Below are 14848 nucleotides of genomic sequence, written 5' to 3'. Positions count from 1 at the left end.
AGGTGGAGAGCGCCCTCGTCTCCCACCAGGCGGTGGCGGAGGCCGCCGTCATCGGTCTGCCGGATCCGGTGAAGGGGAACCGCATCAAGGCCTTTGTCATCCTCATGCAGGGCCACAAACCGTCCGAGAAGCTCACCGCGGATCTGAACTACCACGTGCGGATGACGCTCGGGCCGATCGCCATGCCCTCCGAGATCGAGTTCGTGGAGAGGCTCCCCAAGACGCGGTCCGGCAAGATCATGCGGCGGGTCCTGAAGGCAAAGGAACTCGGCATACCCCTCGGGGATGTATCGACACTGGAAGAGTGATGGTCGATACCTCCGCGATGGGAGAAAGGTAGGGGGATCCAGCCTATGGAGACGCGCATTCTGGGCATGCCGGCGGAGAAGGGGCGGTGGCTGCTCGTGGCGATCGGGCTCGTCATCAACCTCATCCTCGGGAGCATCTACGCCTGGAGCGTCTTTGTGACGCCGCTCACGGCCTATTTCACGGAGACGCTGGGGAAGGCAGTGACGTCCGCCGAGGTTCTCCTGCCGTACTCCGTCTTTCTGGCATTCTTCGCCATCACCATGCCGCTGTCGGGGAGGTTCATCGAGACGCTCGGGCCGCGGCGGATGACGATAGTCGGCGGGGTGCTGACAGGAGCGGGCTGGCTGCTCGCTTCCCTCGCCACCTCCGTCGAGATGCTCTACGTCGTCTACGGCGTGGTCGGAGGAGCCGGTGTCGGCATCGCCTATGGCGTGCCCGTCGCCGTGGCGGCCCGGTGGTTCCCTGACCGCCGCGGCATCGCCGTCGGTCTCACGCTGCTCGGTTTCGGCTTCTCCGCCTTCATCACGGCCAATATTGCCGGATTCCTGATCGCCGCCTACGACGTGCCGACGACGTTCCGCCTCTTTGGCATCGCGTTCATCCTCCTGCTCGTGGCGCTGGCACTCCCGCTCTCCTTCCCGCCGGCGGGATGGAGACCGGCAGGATGGGTTCCTCCCGCACCCGGAACAGGATCGGTTCCGGTGTGCGAGTGCAACCGCAGCGAGATGCTGCGGACACCCGCATTCTACGGACTTTGGTTCTGCTTCTTTATCGGCTGCCTTGCCGGTCTCATGGCCATCGGGATATCCAAACCCGTCGGCACCGAGATCGTGGCAGTGGAGCCCGCACTCGCCACCGTCCTGGTCGGCTTCTTCGCCATCTTCAACGGGGGAGGCAGACCGTTCTTCGGTGCGCTCACGGATCGCCTGAATCCCCGGACCTCGGCCATGCTCTCGTTCGTGCTGATCGCCGCAGCCTCGCTCGCGATGTGGCGGATCCCGACGGTGGCGGTGTACATCGTCGCGTTCGCCATCCTCTGGGGCGCACTCGGGGGGTGGCTCGCGATCGCGCCAACCGCGACCGCGACCTTCTTCGGAACGTGCGACTATCCCCGCTGCTACGGCGTTGTCTTCCTCGCCTACGGCGCCGGCGCCATCGCGGGACCGATGCTTGCAGGATTCATCCGGACGAGTTCCGGGACCTATATGGGGGTGTTCCCCTACGTGGCGGCTCTGGCAGGGCTCGGATTCGCCGTCGCGTACGCCCTGATGCGTCCGCCCGCAGGGAGAGCAGTCTGAAATCGCGGGATCAGGGCCGCTGCACAGCATCCAGGCGAGACACCGCTCCGGATCGGGAGCAGCACCGATCCCCGCCCCCCCCATCGTGCCCCATCCCATCCAAGGAGGAAAGGACGCGTGCCCCTTCCCCGTCCCACCTCCCGTGCGGGAGCCTCGCATCCGTGCTGGTGCGAAGAGAATACCCGCTCGACCGGGCCTATTGTGCCAGAGTGAGGAGGGGGTTGAGGGGCCGGGGAGATGCCCCCCACCCCGCGTGCGGTGCCCATGAGAGGGGGGTACTTCTCCCCTCCTCTCCCCCCGGGAGCGCATAGACCGCCACCTCCCCGCGGACCGCTCGCCCTCGGGGAGAGGACCTGTTTCAGGAGCATGCCCGCGGCCATGACTCCGTGCCGCGCCTCCCCCGATGCGGCTGCGGTCGGATATCGGGGGAGTGCAAGCCATTTCCCTTATCAATATCGAACGCCTATATACCCGGAGGAACGAGGGAGAGCGGACATGAAGCCACGCCATGCCGTAGTGCCCACAGACAGCGTAGCCGAACTCCTCCACAGCATGAGCCAGACGGGGTTCCAGGGGAGGAAGCTCGGGGAGTCGGTGGAGATCTGGTCCCAGATGATCCGGGACCCGCACTGCACCATCCTCCTCGGGCTCTCGGGGGCGATGATACCGGCCGGGATGCAACGCTGTCTCATCGAACTTGTCGAACGCCGCTACGTGGACGTGATCGTATCCACGGGCGCCAACATCTTCCACGACGTGAGCGAACACCTCGGTGTTCGCCACTACCTCGGCCACCATCTGGCAGACGATCTCGCTCTCTACCGGCAGGGAATCGATCGCATATACGACGTATTCGCATACGAAGAGGAGTTCCGCGACGTGGACCGATTCATCGCCGACTTCGCGCGGGGGATCGCCCCGTTCCGCGGCTCTTCGCGCCGATTCCTGGAACTGCTGGGCGAACAGGTACGGAGGGAGAAGCCCGATGCGGACTCGCTCGTCTCTGCCGCCACGCGGTGCAGGGTCCCCATCTTCGTACCGGCTCTTGCCGACTCTTCCATCGGCATCGGCCTCGTGATCGCACGCCGCCGGGGCGTCGACGTGGACGTGGACCAGATTGCCGACACCGACGAGATCACCCGCATCGTCGAGGATGCGGGAAGGACCGGCGTGGTCTACATCGGAGGCGGCGTCCCCAAGAACTTCATCCAGCAGACGCAGGTCATCGCCTCGATCCACGAGCACGAACAGGGGGGGCATGCATACGCCATCCAGTACACGACGGATGCGCCGCACTTCGGTGGTCTCTCCGGGTGCACCTTCGACGAGGCGGTCAGTTGGGGCAAAGAAGCCCCCGCATCCCCCCGGGTCCAGTGTTTCGTGGACGCCACCATCGCCCTCCCGCTCGTCACCTCCGCACTCATCGGGCGCGGCGAACAACGGGCAGGAAGGGCGCCCTCCTGACACCACAATCATTATAAAAGGATCCGCCCCATATAATAAAGCACAATTCATGGAGCAGCGGAAGTACTCCGTTGCGAGTGTCTACACAGATGCGAAATTGCGTGTTGAGGTAGCCAAGCCAGGTATGGCGCAGGTTTGCTAAACCTGTGTCCCTTTGGGACTCGAGGGTTCAAATCCCTCCCTCAACGCTCCCGAACGGGTCGCACTCTAGGGGGACAACCGATGGCAGAACCACAGGAAGAGGAGATAAAGTACTTCGTTCGCGTCAGGAACACGGATCTCGACGGGACGAAATCCGTGCAGACGGCATTGACGAGAATCGCCGGTATAGGGCGGCATACTGCCGTGACCATCGCGCAGATAGCAGATGTCGATCCGCATGCCATAATGGGGAAACTCGACGAGAGCAAGGTCGAGCGCATCCGTCAGGCGGTCGAGAACTATGCGGTCTCCGTGCCGGAATGGATGATGAATCGGCCAAAGGACATCTATACGGGCGAAACCAGGCACCTCTTCGCGACGGAGGTACAGCTCGCCGTCGACGAAGATGTCAACCGCATGCGGAAGATCCGCAGCTACCGCGGGATCCGCCACGAGACCGGGCAGAAGGTCCGCGGACAGCGCACCAAATCGACGGGGAGGACCGGTGCCACCGTCGGCGTGAAGAGGAAGAAGGATTAGACGTGGTGATCTGATGGGATATCCGGGAAAATCTCATAAACAGTACGATACGCCCAAGCGGCCTTTCGAGAAGGCACGGATCGAGGAGGAGGCGCGCCTGGTCATCGAGTACGGCCTTCGGAACAAGCGCGAGCTCTGGAAGGCGCAGAGCACCCTGCGGCGGTACAGGCGGGCAGCGCGGGAACTGCTCGCGCTGATGTCCACCAGTACGGACGCGAAAAAGATCGAGACCAAGAGGGCGGAGCTGATCGGGCACCTCCAGCGTATGGGACTCCTTGGCCCCAACGCCGACATCGACGACGTGCTCGCACTCAAGGTGGAGCAGGAGCTGGAGCGCCGCCTTCAGACGATGGTCTACAGGCGAGGTCTGGCCCGCTCGCCCAAGCAGGCGCGGCAGTTCGTCACGCACGGACACATTGCCGTCGGCGGCAGAAGGGTGACCATCCCCGGGTACCGCGTGGAGCGGAGGGACGAGGACCGCATCGGTTATTACCCGCAGTCTCCGCTCCAGACGGACATGCACCCCGAGAGAGCGCGGATCAGCAAGGTCGGGCGGTGATCTGAAGTGGCCGAGAAGGAGAAGTGGGGCATAGCGCACATATTCGCCTCGTTCAACAACACCATCGTCACGATCACCGACCTCACCGGCGCCGAGACAGTGACCAAGAGCAGCGGCGGGATGGTCGTCAAGCAGGACCGGAACGAGAGCTCCCCCTATGCCGCCATGCAGATGGCGACGAACGTGGCGCAGGCAGCGATGGAGAAGGGCATCGTCGGCGTGCACGTGAAGGTGCGTGCGCCGGGAAGAGGAAAGCAGCGGAGCCCGGGTCCCGGCGCTCAGGCTGCGATACGCGCCCTGGCGCGCGCCGGCATGCGCATCGGGCGGATCGAGGACGTGACACCGGTGCCGCACGACAGCATCCGCACCAAGGGCGGCAAGAGAGGACGGAGAGTGTGATGGAGATCGTTTTCGTGGAGCAGGATGAGAGAAACGCACTCTTCGTTCTGAGCGGAGCGTCTCCGCCCTTCGCCAACACGCTCCGGCGGACCATGATCGGCGAGGTGCCCACCCTAGCCATCGAGGATGTGCACATCTACGACAACACCAGCGTTCTCTTCGACGAGATGATCGCGCACAGACTCGGACTGATTCCGCTCAAGACTGACCTCTCGAGCTACGTTTCCCAGAGCGAATGCGCCTGCGAGGGGGCCGGCTGTCCGGCGTGCACGGTCACCTACACCCTCTCGGCGGAAGGTCCTGGAATCGTCCGTTCGCGCGATCTGATCCCGGCGGATCCCCGCGCGGCGCCCGCAGAAGCGAACGTCCCCATCGTGGAGCTGGACGAGGGCCAGAAACTCGTGCTCGAGGCGCGGGCAGTCGTGAATGTCGGGAGAGAACATGCGAAATGGCAACCCACGGTTGCCTGCGGCTACAAGATGTACCCTATCATCCGTATCGACGAGCGCTGCGACGCCTGCGGCATGTGCGTGGAGGAGTGCCCAAGAGGCGTTCTCCGGATCGGGTCCTCCCGGAAGGTGGAGGTGGGGAACCCGCAGGAGTGCTCGCTCTGCAGACTCTGTGAGCAGATCTGCCTCTCCGGTGCGATCGGCGACGAACCTGCCATCCACGTCTCCGCGGACGAGACGCGGTACATCTTCATTGTGGAGAGCGACGGGTCGATCCCGGTTCGGGAGATCCTCCGCCGTGCACTCATGCACACCCGGGACAAGGCAAACGCAACGGGGACCGTCCTGCAAGAGGTGTATGGAGGGACTCAAAATGAGTAAACCTACTGGAAAGACAAATCCACGCATTCTGAACCTGGTCTCGACCCTGAGAGAGGCGTCGCGGACCAACGAGGCCCAGATATGGCGCGAGATCGCCAAAAGGCTGGATTCTCCAACCAGGAACCACGCCGAAGTGAACCTGAGCAAGATCAACCGCTACGCAAACGACGGAGAGACGCTCCTCGTCCCGGGAAAGGTGCTCGGTTCCGGTGCGATCGACCGTCCTGTCGAGGTGGCGGCGCTGAACTTCTCCAAGCAGGCGGCCGCCAAGATCGCAGCGGCGAAGGGGAGCTGCATCACAATCGAGCAGCTGCTCATGAAGAACCCCAAAGGGTGCAGAGTGAGGATCCTGAGGTGAGGATATGGTGACAGTCCTGGATGCAGACGGCATGGTGCTCGGGAGACTTGCCAGCATTGCGGCAAAGCGTTCCCTCGCCGGCGAAGAGATCGCCATCGTGAACGCGGAAAAAGCGGTCGTCTCCGGCAGCCGCGAGACGGTATGGGCCATCTACTACCGCAAGCGGCAGCGCGGATCGGTGGAAGGGGGGCCGTTCTTCCCCCGGAGGCCGGATCACATCCTGAAGCGCACCATACGGGGCATGCTCCCCTACAAGCGGGAGCGCGGCAGCGAAGCCCTGAAGAGGGTGAAGGTCTACGTGGGTGTGCCCGCGGAGTTCGCCGGTGCGGAGATGGAACGCCCGCCCGAAGCGCACATGAGCCGGCTCTCCCGTCCGCGCTACACGACGCTCGGAGACGTCAGCACATTCCTGGGTGCAAAATACTGAGGATGCGATACCATGGCAAAGATCATCAATACAAGCGGGAAGAGAAAGACCGCAATTGCACGCGCGACATTCAAGCCCGGCAAAGGCGCCATCCGCATCAACTCCGTTCCCCTGGAGGTATACGGAACGGAACTGATGCGGATGAAGATCTCAGAGCCGCTCATGCTCGTCCCGAATGCCCTGAACGATGTCGATGTCAGCATCGATATCCGGGGCGGGGGAGTGATGGGTCAGGCCGAAGCCGCCCGAACGGCGCTCGCACGCGGCATCGTGAAGTGGCACAGCGATCCGGCGATTAAGGACGTATACCTAGCCTACGATCGCACACTGCTCGTGAACGATTCGAGGCAGAAGGAACCGAAGAAACCGCACGGACGCGGGGCTCGGGACAAGTTCCAGAAGTCATACCGATGAAAAGATTGAATACGCGCAGAGGTAAATTATTATGATACCCGTGCGATGTTTTACCTGCGGCAAAGTCATATCCACCGTATGGGAGGAGTTCAGGCAGCGCAGGGATGCCGGCGAGGATCCGGGTAAGATCCTCGACGATCTCGGTCTTTCTCGCTACTGCTGCAGGCGTATGCTGCTGACGCACAAGGAGATTGTGGAGGATCTCAGCCCATACCAGTGAGGGGTCGTGGGGTAGCCTGGACTATCCTATGGCGTTCGGGATGCTGTGACCTGAGTTCGAATCTCAGCGACCCCATATCCATACAAATTCTCGAGGAAGAGGATGGAACAGTACACTCGATATGAACGAGCCAGAATTATCGGGGCTCGCGCTCTTCAGATCTCGATGGGCGCGCCCGTCCTGATCACCACCACCAAGATCGATCCTCTCGACATCGCCCTGGAAGAGTTCAACCATAACGTTATACCCATCACTGTGAAGAGGAAGGTGGGAATCCGATGAGCATCGTTGAGCATATCACCCTGAGAACGATTCTGGACAGCCGGGGCAACCCCACGGTCGAGGCGGATATCTGGACGGACGAGGGATTCGGACGTGCGGCAAGCCCCAGCGGAGCCAGTACGGGCAGGTACGAGGCCCGGGCGCGGCCGGCGAAGGAGGCGGTCGAGGAGGCCAGCAGGCGTCTCGTTCCGTCCCTTCTCGGGCTCGATGTACGGGACCAGGTCGGATTCGACAAGACGCTCCGGGAGATCGACGGGAGCGCCGATTTCTCCACCATGGGGGCCAACATTGCCGTCGCCCTCTCGCTTGCCGCTGCCAAAGCCGCTGCTGCGAGCCTGGATCTGCCGCTCTTCTCCTACCTGGGCGGTGCGTTTGTCGGTGCGACTCCGCTTCCCCTCGGAAACGTGCTCGGCGGCGGCGCGCACGCGGAGAATGCCACCGAGATCCAGGAGTTCCTGGTGGTGCCGAGCGGTGCAGCCGATGCATCCGAGGCGATCTTTGCCAACGCCGCCGTTCACCGCAAGATCGGGGAACTCCTGAAGGCGCAGGGCATCGCGGCCGGCAAGGGCGACGAAGGCGGATGGGCGCCGAAGATCGACGACATCCAGGCATTCGAGATCGTCTCCGAAGCCGCTGCGGCAGTCTCCGATGCGCTGATGCTGAACATCAGCATCGGTGTGGACGTCGCTGCCAGCCAGTTCTTCGAGGATGGCGCGTACCGCTACCGCAATGTCGTGCGCTCCCGCGACGACCAGATCGCCTACATCGCCGATCTGGTGGACCGCTACAACCTCATCTACGTCGAAGACCCCCTTCACGAAGACGACTTCGAGGGGTTCGCGGATCTGACCGCGCAGGTGAACGAGCAGTGCCTGATCTGCGGCGACGACCTCTTCGTCACAAATGTGGAGCGGATCACCACCGGCATCGAGCACGGGGCAGGAGACTGCGTTCTCATCAAGCCCAATCAGGTGGGGACGCTGTCCGACACGTTCGAAGCCGTGCGCCTGGCGCAGACGCACGGCATGGAGACCGTGATGAGCCACCGTTCCGGCGAGACGACAGACGACACCATCGCCCACCTGGCGACCGCGTTCAACTGCATATTCATCAAGACCGGGGTTGTCGGAGGGGAGAGGATTGCAAAACTGAACGAATTAATACGGATTGAGGAGCTGATGCGATGAATGGAAATGAGATCGAGATAGAATTGACTGAGCCCCTTGTCCCGGTCGAGGAGTACCTGGCTGCGGGCGTGCACATCGGCACCCAGCAGAAGAGCAAGGACATGAAGAAGTTCATCTACCGCGTTCGCGGGGATGGACTCTATATCCTGGATATACGCGAGACGGATCATCGAATAAAGACGGCTGCGAAGTTCCTCTCCCAGTTCGAGCCTCCGCGGATCCTCGTGGTCACGTCCCGCCAGTACGGGCAGTACCCGGCGCGGAAGTTCGCGGAGACGATCGGTGCGATGGCGATCACCGGGCGGTTCATACCCGGCACGCTCACCAACCAGAATCTCCCCCACTACACGGAACCGGATGTGCTGGTGGTCACCGACCCGATCAGCGATGCGCAGGCGGTCACGGAGGCGCTGCAGATCGGTATTCCCGTCGTGGCGCTCTGCGATACGAACAATATGACCGCGAACATCGATCTGGTGATCCCCACCAACAACAAGGGCAGGAAGGCGCTCAGCATGGTATACTACCTCCTGACAAAGGAGATGCTGCACCTGCGCGGCGTTTCCACCTCTCTCACGCTGGAGGACTTCGAGACCGAGATGTAAGGGGGGCAGACCTTTGAAGACGCGGCCAAGCAGCGTGGCAGGCATGTTCTACCCCGGGGAGCCCCGGCACCTGGAGCAGCTCCTGGCCCGGTTCTTTGCCGGGGGGGAGCCGGGGATAGACGCCCGGGGCATCGTCGCCCCGCACGCGGGCTATGTCTACTCGGGAGAGGTTGCCGGCTGCGCGTTCCGTGCGCTGCGGCCCGATTTCGGCGGCACCTTCGTGGTCATCGGCCCCAGCCACCGCGGCTACCTGAGCAGCGCCTCCGCCATCCCCTGGGAGACGCCCCTCGGAATCGTCGATATCGACAGGGAGCTCGTGGAGGCGATCGGGATCGGCGTGGACGAAGTCTCGCACCGCCAGGAGCACTCGCTCGAGACGCAGATGCCGTTCATCAAGTACCGCTTCCCCCGGGCGCGCATCGCGCCGATCATGATGGGGGACCAGGATCTGGAGAGCGCCCTTGGTGTGGCGGAGGATATCCTGCAGGGTATCCGGCAGACGGAGCGTGACGTCCGGATCGTGGCGTCCAGCGACTTCTCCCACTACGTCCCGCACGAAACAGCGAAGAGAAACGATCTCTACGCGATCGATGCCCTGAAGACGCTGGATATCCCGGCGTTCTACGAGCGGATCTCGATAAGGGAGGTGACCGCCTGCGGCTACGGTCCCATTGCGGCCATGTGCACGGTCGCCCGGGAGCTGGGCGCCACCCGCGCAGACCTCCTGAAGTATGCGACGAGCGGCGATGTGACCGGGGATTTCGCATCCGTAGTGGGATATGCGGCGATAGCAGTGGTATAGGCGGAGGTTCCGGGTGGCAACGTGGAGTGCGCCGGGCAAGGTATTCCTGTTCGGCGAGCACGCGGTCGTGTATGGCAGGCCTGGCATCGCGATGGCGATTCGATCCCGGGTCTTCGTGACGGTCAGAAAAACCCGCCGACCCTCGCGGATCAATTCTCCCTACATCGAGGAGTGCTTCCGGGAGATGGGGGTTCGGGGCAGCGTCTACGTCCGATCGCAGCTCCCGAGCTCGTCGGGTCTCGGGTCGTCCGCAGCCGTGACCGTTGCCACGCTCTCCGCCATCAACGAGGAGTTCGGGTTCGGCTACAGCCGCGAGAAACTCGCGGATATCGCATTCACCATCGAGAAGAAGGTCCAGAAGGGGCGGGCGAGTCCGACGGATACCTATGTATCCTCCTTCGGCGGGATCGTACTGATCACAGAGTCCGGGAAGAGGAGATTGCCTCCCCAAAACCTGCCGCTGGTAGTGGGCAACTCCCGGATCTCGCACAATACGGCTGCAATGGTGGAGAAGGTCGGCATGCTGAAGAACAAGTATCCGGAGATCGTCGAGCCGCTATTGGACTCCATCGGGGCGGTCACCATGGCAGCCCTGCATACCCTCTCCCATCCCCGCGAGATGGGGAGGTGCATGGACATCAACCATGCGCTCCTGGAGGCCCTGGGCGTCGGACATCCGCAACTCTCACGGCTCGTGCTGGCCGCGCGGGCAGCCGGAGCGCACGGGGCGAAGGTGACCGGTGCCGGCGGGGGAGGATGCATGGTCGCGCTCTGCCCGGGGCGGCTGAAGAACCGGGTTGCGGGAGCCATCGAGGCCTGCGATGCGCAGGCGATCGTCACCACCATCGACATCGAAGGCGCCAGACGAGAGAAAGATGGATGAAGTTGTGCTGCTGAAGCTGGGGGGCAGCGTCGTCACCCACAAAGGCGGGGACTGCCGCATCGACGAGGAGAGCCTGGCAGCGATATCCCGCGCCATTGCTGCCCACATGCACCCGGGGCTCCTCATCATCCATGGAGCCGGCTCCTGCGGACATCCGGAGGCAAAACGCTTCGGCATCGTCGAGCGCGGTCTCGATCCGGAGAACACCGCCGGCGTCTACCAGACGCATCGCTCGGTCGCCCGCCTGAACGCCGGTGTGGTTGCCTGCCTCCGCTCGGCGGGCATCGAGGCCGTCGGAATACATGCGCTGAGCGGATCCGTGGCCAGGAACGGGCGGCTGGACTCGTTTGCCGTCGAGCCCATCCGCATCATGCTGGCACGGGGAATCGTGCCCGTGCTCCACGGGGACGTGGTGATGGATATCGAGAGGGGAGCGACGATCGTCTCGGGCGATCAGCTCCTGGCATATGTCGCCCGGGCACTGGGCGCAACGCGGGTGGGCGTCGCCACCGATGTTGCCGGGGTGCTCGACGGCGGCCGGGTGATCCCAAAGATCGGACCAGCGACGGCGAAGTCGCTGCCGATCGGGAATTCATCCCATATAGACGTGACCGGCGGTATGAGAGGAAAGGTGCAGGAGCTGCTTCGGCTCGCAGAAGACGGCGTGGATTCGCACATCTTCCATGCCGCAAGAATTGGGGACTTCCTGAGCGGTACGGACCATGGCGGCACGGTGGTGAGTATCAGGAGTTAGCATGGAGGGACATACATCCTCGAGGAAACGGGACCACCTCCGCATCTGCTGCGAGGAGGCGGTGGAGCAGGGAGAGAGCGGCTTTGGGGACGTCCGGCTGGAGCATAACGCGCTGCCGGAATGCGATCTAGCCGGGATTGACACCGCCCTTCGCTTTCTCGGAGCGAAGATGGCGTTCCCGCTGTTCATCGCAGCCATGACGGGCGGGCATCCCGATACCCGCGAGGTGAACCGGCGGCTCGCGGCAGCGGCGGAGCGCTTCGGCATCGGCATGGGCGTGGGCTCCCAGCGTGCCGCGCTGGAGAATCCCGATCTCGAGGACAGCTTCACGGTGGTGCGCGATGCGGCACCCCATGCGTTCCTGTGCGCCAATCTCGGCATCGTCCAGCTCCGCGATCACGGCATCGAGTGGGCGGAACGGGCGATCGAGATGATCGATGCGGATGCGATCGCGATCCACCTGAACTTTCTCCAGGAAGCGATCCAGCCGGAAGGGGATCACGATGCCCGCGGATGCCTCCAGGCGCTTGCGGACCTCGCTGCCGAGCTCCGTTGCCCCGTGATTGTCAAGGAGACAGGATGCGGGATCTCGCGGGATGTCGCCCGCAGGCTGCTCGGGGCCGGTGTGCAGGCCATCGATGTCGCAGGATGGGGCGGAACCTCGTGGGCGGCAGTCGAAGGCTACCGGCAGACGGATCCCCGCCGTGCCGCCATCGGGACAGCCTTCCGCTCCTGGGGAATCCCCACAGTTGTGAGCCTCTGCGAGGCAGCGACCGACAGAGCCGGCGTCATCGTCAGTGGGGGTGTTCGAAGCGGTCTCGACATCGCAAAGGGCATTGCTCTCGGGGCAGATCTCGGCGGGATGGCATTGCCCCTCTTAAAACCGGCCCTGGCCGGAGAAGCGGATCTCTTCAGCGCGATAGATTCCATCCGGGAGCAGATTCGGATCGCCATGTTCCTGACCGGATCACGGACGCTGAAGGATCTGAAACGAGTACGGGTGCACATCACCGGCGCGAGCCGGGAGATGCTTCACCGCAATAGGATACAAGAGGTAACGCATGGATATTGAAATCGTGGCAGTGGGCGGCTATGAGGAAGTCGGAAGGAATATGACCGCCGTCCGCTGCGGGAAAGAGATCGTGGTGTTCGATATGGGGCTCCGCCTGGATCAGATCATGATCCACGAGGAGGCCGAGGTCGAGAATATGCACTCCCTCGACCTGATCCAGATGAAGGCGATCCCCGACGATACCATGATGAACACCGTGGAGGGGACGGTAAAAGCGATCGTCTGCACCCACGGGCATCTGGACCACATCGGGGCGATCCCCAAGCTGGCTCATCGCTACAACGCACCCATCATCGGGACACCCTATACGATCGAGTTGATTCGGCAGCAGATCGCCGGCGAGCAGAAGTTCGGCGTGAACAACAAACTCTTCGCGCTGCGGACGGGGCAGAAGTACACCCTCTCGCAGAACCTGGTTCTGGAGTTCGTGCGGATGCAGCACAGCATCATCGAGACCGTGACGGCAGTTCTGCACACTCCGCACGGCGCCGTGGTCTACGCGAACGACTTCAAGCTGGATCGGACGCCGGTCATCGGCGATCCTCCCGATTTCGCCCGCCTGCGGCAGATAGGAAAGGAGGGCGTGGTTGCATTCATTACGGAATCCACCAACGTGATGCAGAAGGGAAGGTGCCCGAGCGAGCGGATCGCACGGGATCTGGTGCGGGACACGATCACGAGCTACGAGGACGACAAGAATGCGATCATCGTCAGCACGTTCTCGTCGCATATCTCGCGGGTGAAGACAATTGCAGAGTGCGCCCACGAGATCGGGAGAAAACCCATCCTCCTCGGGCGCTCCATGGAGCGCTACTCTGCGACGGCCGAGCAGATGAAACTGGTGGGATTCCCCGAGAGTCTCTCCATGTTCGGGAACCGCCGCACGGTTGACAGAACGCTCCGCCGGATCATGAAGGCGGGCAAGGATCGGTTCGTGCCCATCGTCACCGGCCACCAGGGGGAACCGGGGTCCATCTTGACAAGGATCGTGATGGACGACACCCCGTACAAGGTGGAGAAGGGCGACAAGATCCTCTTCTCCGCCAAGGTGATCCCCAACCCGATGAACTACGGCCAGAGATACCTCGTCGAAGCGCGGCTGCGCATGCGGGGCGCAAGGATATTCGAGGATCTCCATGTGAGCGGACACGCCTACCGCGAGGACCACTACGAGATGCTGCACCTCCTGAATCCGCAGCACGTGATCCCGTCCCACGGAGGACTGGACCTCACGGGAGCCTATGCGCAGCTGGCAGAAGAGGTGGGGTATACCCTGCACGACGACCTGCACATCATGCGGAACGGTCAAAAAGTAATCGTCCATAAATGAGAGGGGAAGAATGGATCTGCTGGAGTATCTGGAAAAGACGGCGGAGAAGGTGGATCTGGCGCTCCACCGCCACTATGGAAGCGCATATGGAGAGCTCTACAAGGCCAGCTCGCACCTTCTGCTCGCGGGCGGCAAGCGCCTTCGGCCGGCGGTTGTCCTGCTGTCGGCAGACGCGGTGAATCACGGCAGATCGGACGATCTGATCCCGGCGGCGCTGGCGCTGGAGCTGATCCACACCTTCACCCTGATTCACGACGACATCATGGACGGGGACGTTGAACGGCGCGGGGTCCCCACGGTGCACACCTGCTGGGACGAACCGACGGCGATCCTCGCCGGCGATGTGCTCTATGCGAATGCGTTCGAGTTCCTCTGCCGCGCCATCACGGACGACAGGTCTCGGGTGAAGGCGATCGCCATGCTCGCGCGGACGTGCGCGCTGATCTGCGAAGGGCAGCACATGGACATGTCCTTCGAGAAGCGGGAGGATGTCGAGGTCGGGGAGTACCTGGAGATGGTGCAGAAGAAGACCGGGGCACTCTACGCAGCTGCTGCTGCCATCGGAGGCATGCTCGCCGGCGGTACGGCCGTCCAGGTGGATGCGCTCTACTCCTACGGCCTCTCGGCCGGTATCGCGTTCCAGATCCAGGACGATCTGATCGATCTCATGGAGCACTCGGAGAGGATCGGCAAGGACAGGGGATCCGATCTCCGGGAAGGGAAGCAGACGCTGATCACCATCCGGGCCCGGGAGAGGGGATTCGACCTCGCGCAGTTCCGGAAAAGGCTCTCCGACGAGGAGATGGACCGCCTCGTGCACCAGTTGCAGGTGGCGGGAGTGATCGGCGATGTGCGGGCGACCGCTCTCGAGAGGGCGGATGCTGCAAAATCCGCCCTGTCCGTCCTCCCCTTTTCGGAAGAACGGAAGCTGCTGACCGATATCGTGGACTTCTTCATCAGCAGAGGTTACTGAT

Annotated in this window: 20 protein-coding genes and 2 tRNA genes; all 22 read left to right on the top strand. The window is 62.9% G+C overall.

The genetic code is table 11. The annotated features are described in order from the left end of the window. On the top strand, positions 1–308 hold a 308-nt coding region (locus QMC96_01470; GenBank protein ID MDI6875421.1), incomplete at its 5' end, for an acetyl-coenzyme A synthetase. 45 nt (positions 309–353) lie between these two features. Continuing rightward, the gene (locus tag QMC96_01465) at positions 354–1607 is read left to right on the top strand and encodes an OFA family MFS transporter (protein MDI6875420.1); all 1254 of its coding nucleotides are present in this window, start codon (positions 354–356) and stop codon (positions 1605–1607) included. A gap of 495 nt (positions 1608–2102) precedes the next feature. After that, positions 2103–3071: a deoxyhypusine synthase gene (locus QMC96_01460; GenBank protein MDI6875419.1), complete on the top strand. Its 969-nt coding sequence runs from the start codon at positions 2103–2105 to the stop codon at positions 3069–3071. A gap of 103 nt (positions 3072–3174) precedes the next feature. Next, positions 3175–3259: transfer RNA gene (locus QMC96_01455), tRNA-Ser, on the top strand. Positions 3260–3293: 34 nt separating this feature from the next. Beyond that, positions 3294–3752, top strand: coding sequence for a 30S ribosomal protein S13 (locus tag QMC96_01450; protein ID MDI6875418.1), 459 nt, complete (start codon positions 3294–3296; stop codon positions 3750–3752). Positions 3753–3765: 13 nt separating this feature from the next. After that, the gene (locus QMC96_01445; GenBank protein ID MDI6875417.1) at positions 3766–4311 is read left to right on the top strand and encodes a 30S ribosomal protein S4; all 546 of its coding nucleotides are present in this window, start codon (positions 3766–3768) and stop codon (positions 4309–4311) included. Positions 4312–4317: 6 nt separating this feature from the next. Continuing rightward, on the top strand, positions 4318–4710 hold the full coding sequence (locus QMC96_01440) for a 30S ribosomal protein S11 (GenBank protein ID MDI6875416.1): 393 nt from the start codon (positions 4318–4320) through the stop codon (positions 4708–4710). After that, entirely contained in the window at positions 4710–5540 is an 831-nt protein-coding gene (locus tag QMC96_01435) for a DNA-directed RNA polymerase subunit D (GenBank protein ID MDI6875415.1), read from the top strand. Before QMC96_01440 ends, QMC96_01435 begins: the two co-directional genes overlap by 1 nt. Then, positions 5533–5898, top strand: coding sequence for a 50S ribosomal protein L18e (locus QMC96_01430; GenBank protein MDI6875414.1), 366 nt, complete (start codon positions 5533–5535; stop codon positions 5896–5898). The genes QMC96_01435 and QMC96_01430 overlap by 8 nt, the downstream gene beginning before the upstream one ends. A 4-nt stretch (positions 5899–5902) precedes the next feature. Beyond that, positions 5903–6325 carry a 50S ribosomal protein L13 gene (locus QMC96_01425; GenBank protein ID MDI6875413.1) on the top strand — a complete coding sequence of 141 codons (423 nt, stop codon included), beginning with the start codon at positions 5903–5905 and terminating at the stop codon, positions 6323–6325. 12 nt (positions 6326–6337) lie between these two features. Beyond that, on the top strand, positions 6338–6739 hold the full coding sequence (locus QMC96_01420; protein MDI6875412.1) for a 30S ribosomal protein S9: 402 nt from the start codon (positions 6338–6340) through the stop codon (positions 6737–6739). Positions 6740–6770: 31 nt separating this feature from the next. Further along, positions 6771–6959, top strand: a complete 189-nt coding sequence (locus QMC96_01415; GenBank protein MDI6875411.1) for a DNA-directed RNA polymerase subunit N — start codon at positions 6771–6773, stop codon at positions 6957–6959. Beyond that, positions 6960–7034, top strand: a tRNA-Pro gene (locus QMC96_01410). Between the two features lie 27 nt (positions 7035–7061). Beyond that, positions 7062–7241, top strand: a complete 180-nt coding sequence (locus QMC96_01405) for a DNA-directed RNA polymerase subunit K (GenBank protein ID MDI6875410.1) — start codon at positions 7062–7064, stop codon at positions 7239–7241. Next, a complete protein-coding gene (gene eno / locus QMC96_01400) occupies positions 7238–8428 on the top strand; it encodes a phosphopyruvate hydratase (protein MDI6875409.1) in 1191 nt (396 codons plus the stop codon). Before QMC96_01405 ends, eno begins: the two co-directional genes overlap by 4 nt. Next, entirely contained in the window at positions 8425–9033 is a 609-nt protein-coding gene (gene rpsB, locus QMC96_01395) for a 30S ribosomal protein S2 (protein ID MDI6875408.1), read from the top strand. The genes eno and rpsB overlap by 4 nt, the downstream gene beginning before the upstream one ends. Before the next feature lie 13 nt (positions 9034–9046). Beyond that, on the top strand, positions 9047–9835 hold the full coding sequence (amrB, locus tag QMC96_01390; GenBank protein ID MDI6875407.1) for an AmmeMemoRadiSam system protein B: 789 nt from the start codon (positions 9047–9049) through the stop codon (positions 9833–9835). A 13-nt stretch (positions 9836–9848) separates the two neighbouring features. Further along, complete coding sequence (gene mvk, locus QMC96_01385; protein ID MDI6875406.1) at positions 9849–10718, top strand: mevalonate kinase; 870 nt, start codon at positions 9849–9851, stop codon at positions 10716–10718. Then, positions 10711–11472: an isopentenyl phosphate kinase gene (locus QMC96_01380; GenBank protein ID MDI6875405.1), complete on the top strand. Its 762-nt coding sequence runs from the start codon at positions 10711–10713 to the stop codon at positions 11470–11472. Before mvk ends, QMC96_01380 begins: the two co-directional genes overlap by 8 nt. A gap of 1 nt (position 11473) precedes the next feature. Further along, positions 11474–12544 (top strand): type 2 isopentenyl-diphosphate Delta-isomerase, encoded by a 1071-nt coding sequence (fni, locus tag QMC96_01375; GenBank protein ID MDI6875404.1) that lies wholly within the window; start codon positions 11474–11476, stop codon positions 12542–12544. Further along, the gene (locus QMC96_01370) at positions 12534–13874 is read left to right on the top strand and encodes an RNase J family beta-CASP ribonuclease (GenBank protein ID MDI6875403.1); all 1341 of its coding nucleotides are present in this window, start codon (positions 12534–12536) and stop codon (positions 13872–13874) included. The genes fni and QMC96_01370 overlap by 11 nt, the downstream gene beginning before the upstream one ends. 10 nt (positions 13875–13884) lie before the next feature. Continuing rightward, on the top strand, positions 13885–14847 hold the full coding sequence (locus QMC96_01365) for a polyprenyl synthetase family protein (GenBank protein ID MDI6875402.1): 963 nt from the start codon (positions 13885–13887) through the stop codon (positions 14845–14847). Position 14848 lies beyond the last annotated feature (1 nt).

Source organism: Methanomicrobiales archaeon (assembly GCA_030019205.1).
In the GTDB taxonomy this organism is placed as follows: Archaea; Halobacteriota; Methanomicrobia; order Methanomicrobiales; family JACTUA01; genus JASEFH01.
Note: the sequence above shows the minus strand (reverse complement) of the source record. Positions and strands in the feature narration are given on the sequence as shown.

Excerpts from the sequence above, each read along its gene's own strand:
- QMC96_01465 (MDI6875420.1), top strand. The coding sequence starts at position 354 with ATGGAGACGCGCATTCTGGGCATGCCGGCGGAGAAGGGGCGGTGGCTG.
- QMC96_01460 (MDI6875419.1), top strand. The coding sequence starts at position 2,103 with ATGAAGCCACGCCATGCCGTAGTGCCCACAGACAGCGTAGCCGAACTC.
- QMC96_01450 (MDI6875418.1), top strand. The coding sequence starts at position 3,294 with ATGGCAGAACCACAGGAAGAGGAGATAAAGTACTTCGTTCGCGTCAGG.
- QMC96_01445 (MDI6875417.1), top strand. The coding sequence starts at position 3,766 with ATGGGATATCCGGGAAAATCTCATAAACAGTACGATACGCCCAAGCGG.
- QMC96_01435 (MDI6875415.1), top strand. The coding sequence starts at position 4,710 with ATGGAGATCGTTTTCGTGGAGCAGGATGAGAGAAACGCACTCTTCGTT.
- QMC96_01430 (MDI6875414.1), top strand. The coding sequence starts at position 5,533 with ATGAGTAAACCTACTGGAAAGACAAATCCACGCATTCTGAACCTGGTC.
- QMC96_01425 (MDI6875413.1), top strand. The coding sequence starts at position 5,903 with ATGGTGACAGTCCTGGATGCAGACGGCATGGTGCTCGGGAGACTTGCC.
- QMC96_01420 (MDI6875412.1), top strand. The coding sequence starts at position 6,338 with ATGGCAAAGATCATCAATACAAGCGGGAAGAGAAAGACCGCAATTGCA.
- QMC96_01415 (MDI6875411.1), top strand. The coding sequence starts at position 6,771 with ATGATACCCGTGCGATGTTTTACCTGCGGCAAAGTCATATCCACCGTA.
- QMC96_01405 (MDI6875410.1), top strand. The coding sequence starts at position 7,062 with ATGGAACAGTACACTCGATATGAACGAGCCAGAATTATCGGGGCTCGC.
- eno (MDI6875409.1), top strand. The coding sequence starts at position 7,238 with ATGAGCATCGTTGAGCATATCACCCTGAGAACGATTCTGGACAGCCGG.
- rpsB (MDI6875408.1), top strand. The coding sequence starts at position 8,425 with ATGAATGGAAATGAGATCGAGATAGAATTGACTGAGCCCCTTGTCCCG.
- QMC96_01380 (MDI6875405.1), top strand. The coding sequence starts at position 10,711 with ATGGATGAAGTTGTGCTGCTGAAGCTGGGGGGCAGCGTCGTCACCCAC.
- fni (MDI6875404.1), top strand. The coding sequence starts at position 11,474 with ATGGAGGGACATACATCCTCGAGGAAACGGGACCACCTCCGCATCTGC.
- QMC96_01370 (MDI6875403.1), top strand. The coding sequence starts at position 12,534 with ATGGATATTGAAATCGTGGCAGTGGGCGGCTATGAGGAAGTCGGAAGG.
- QMC96_01365 (MDI6875402.1), top strand. The coding sequence starts at position 13,885 with ATGGATCTGCTGGAGTATCTGGAAAAGACGGCGGAGAAGGTGGATCTG.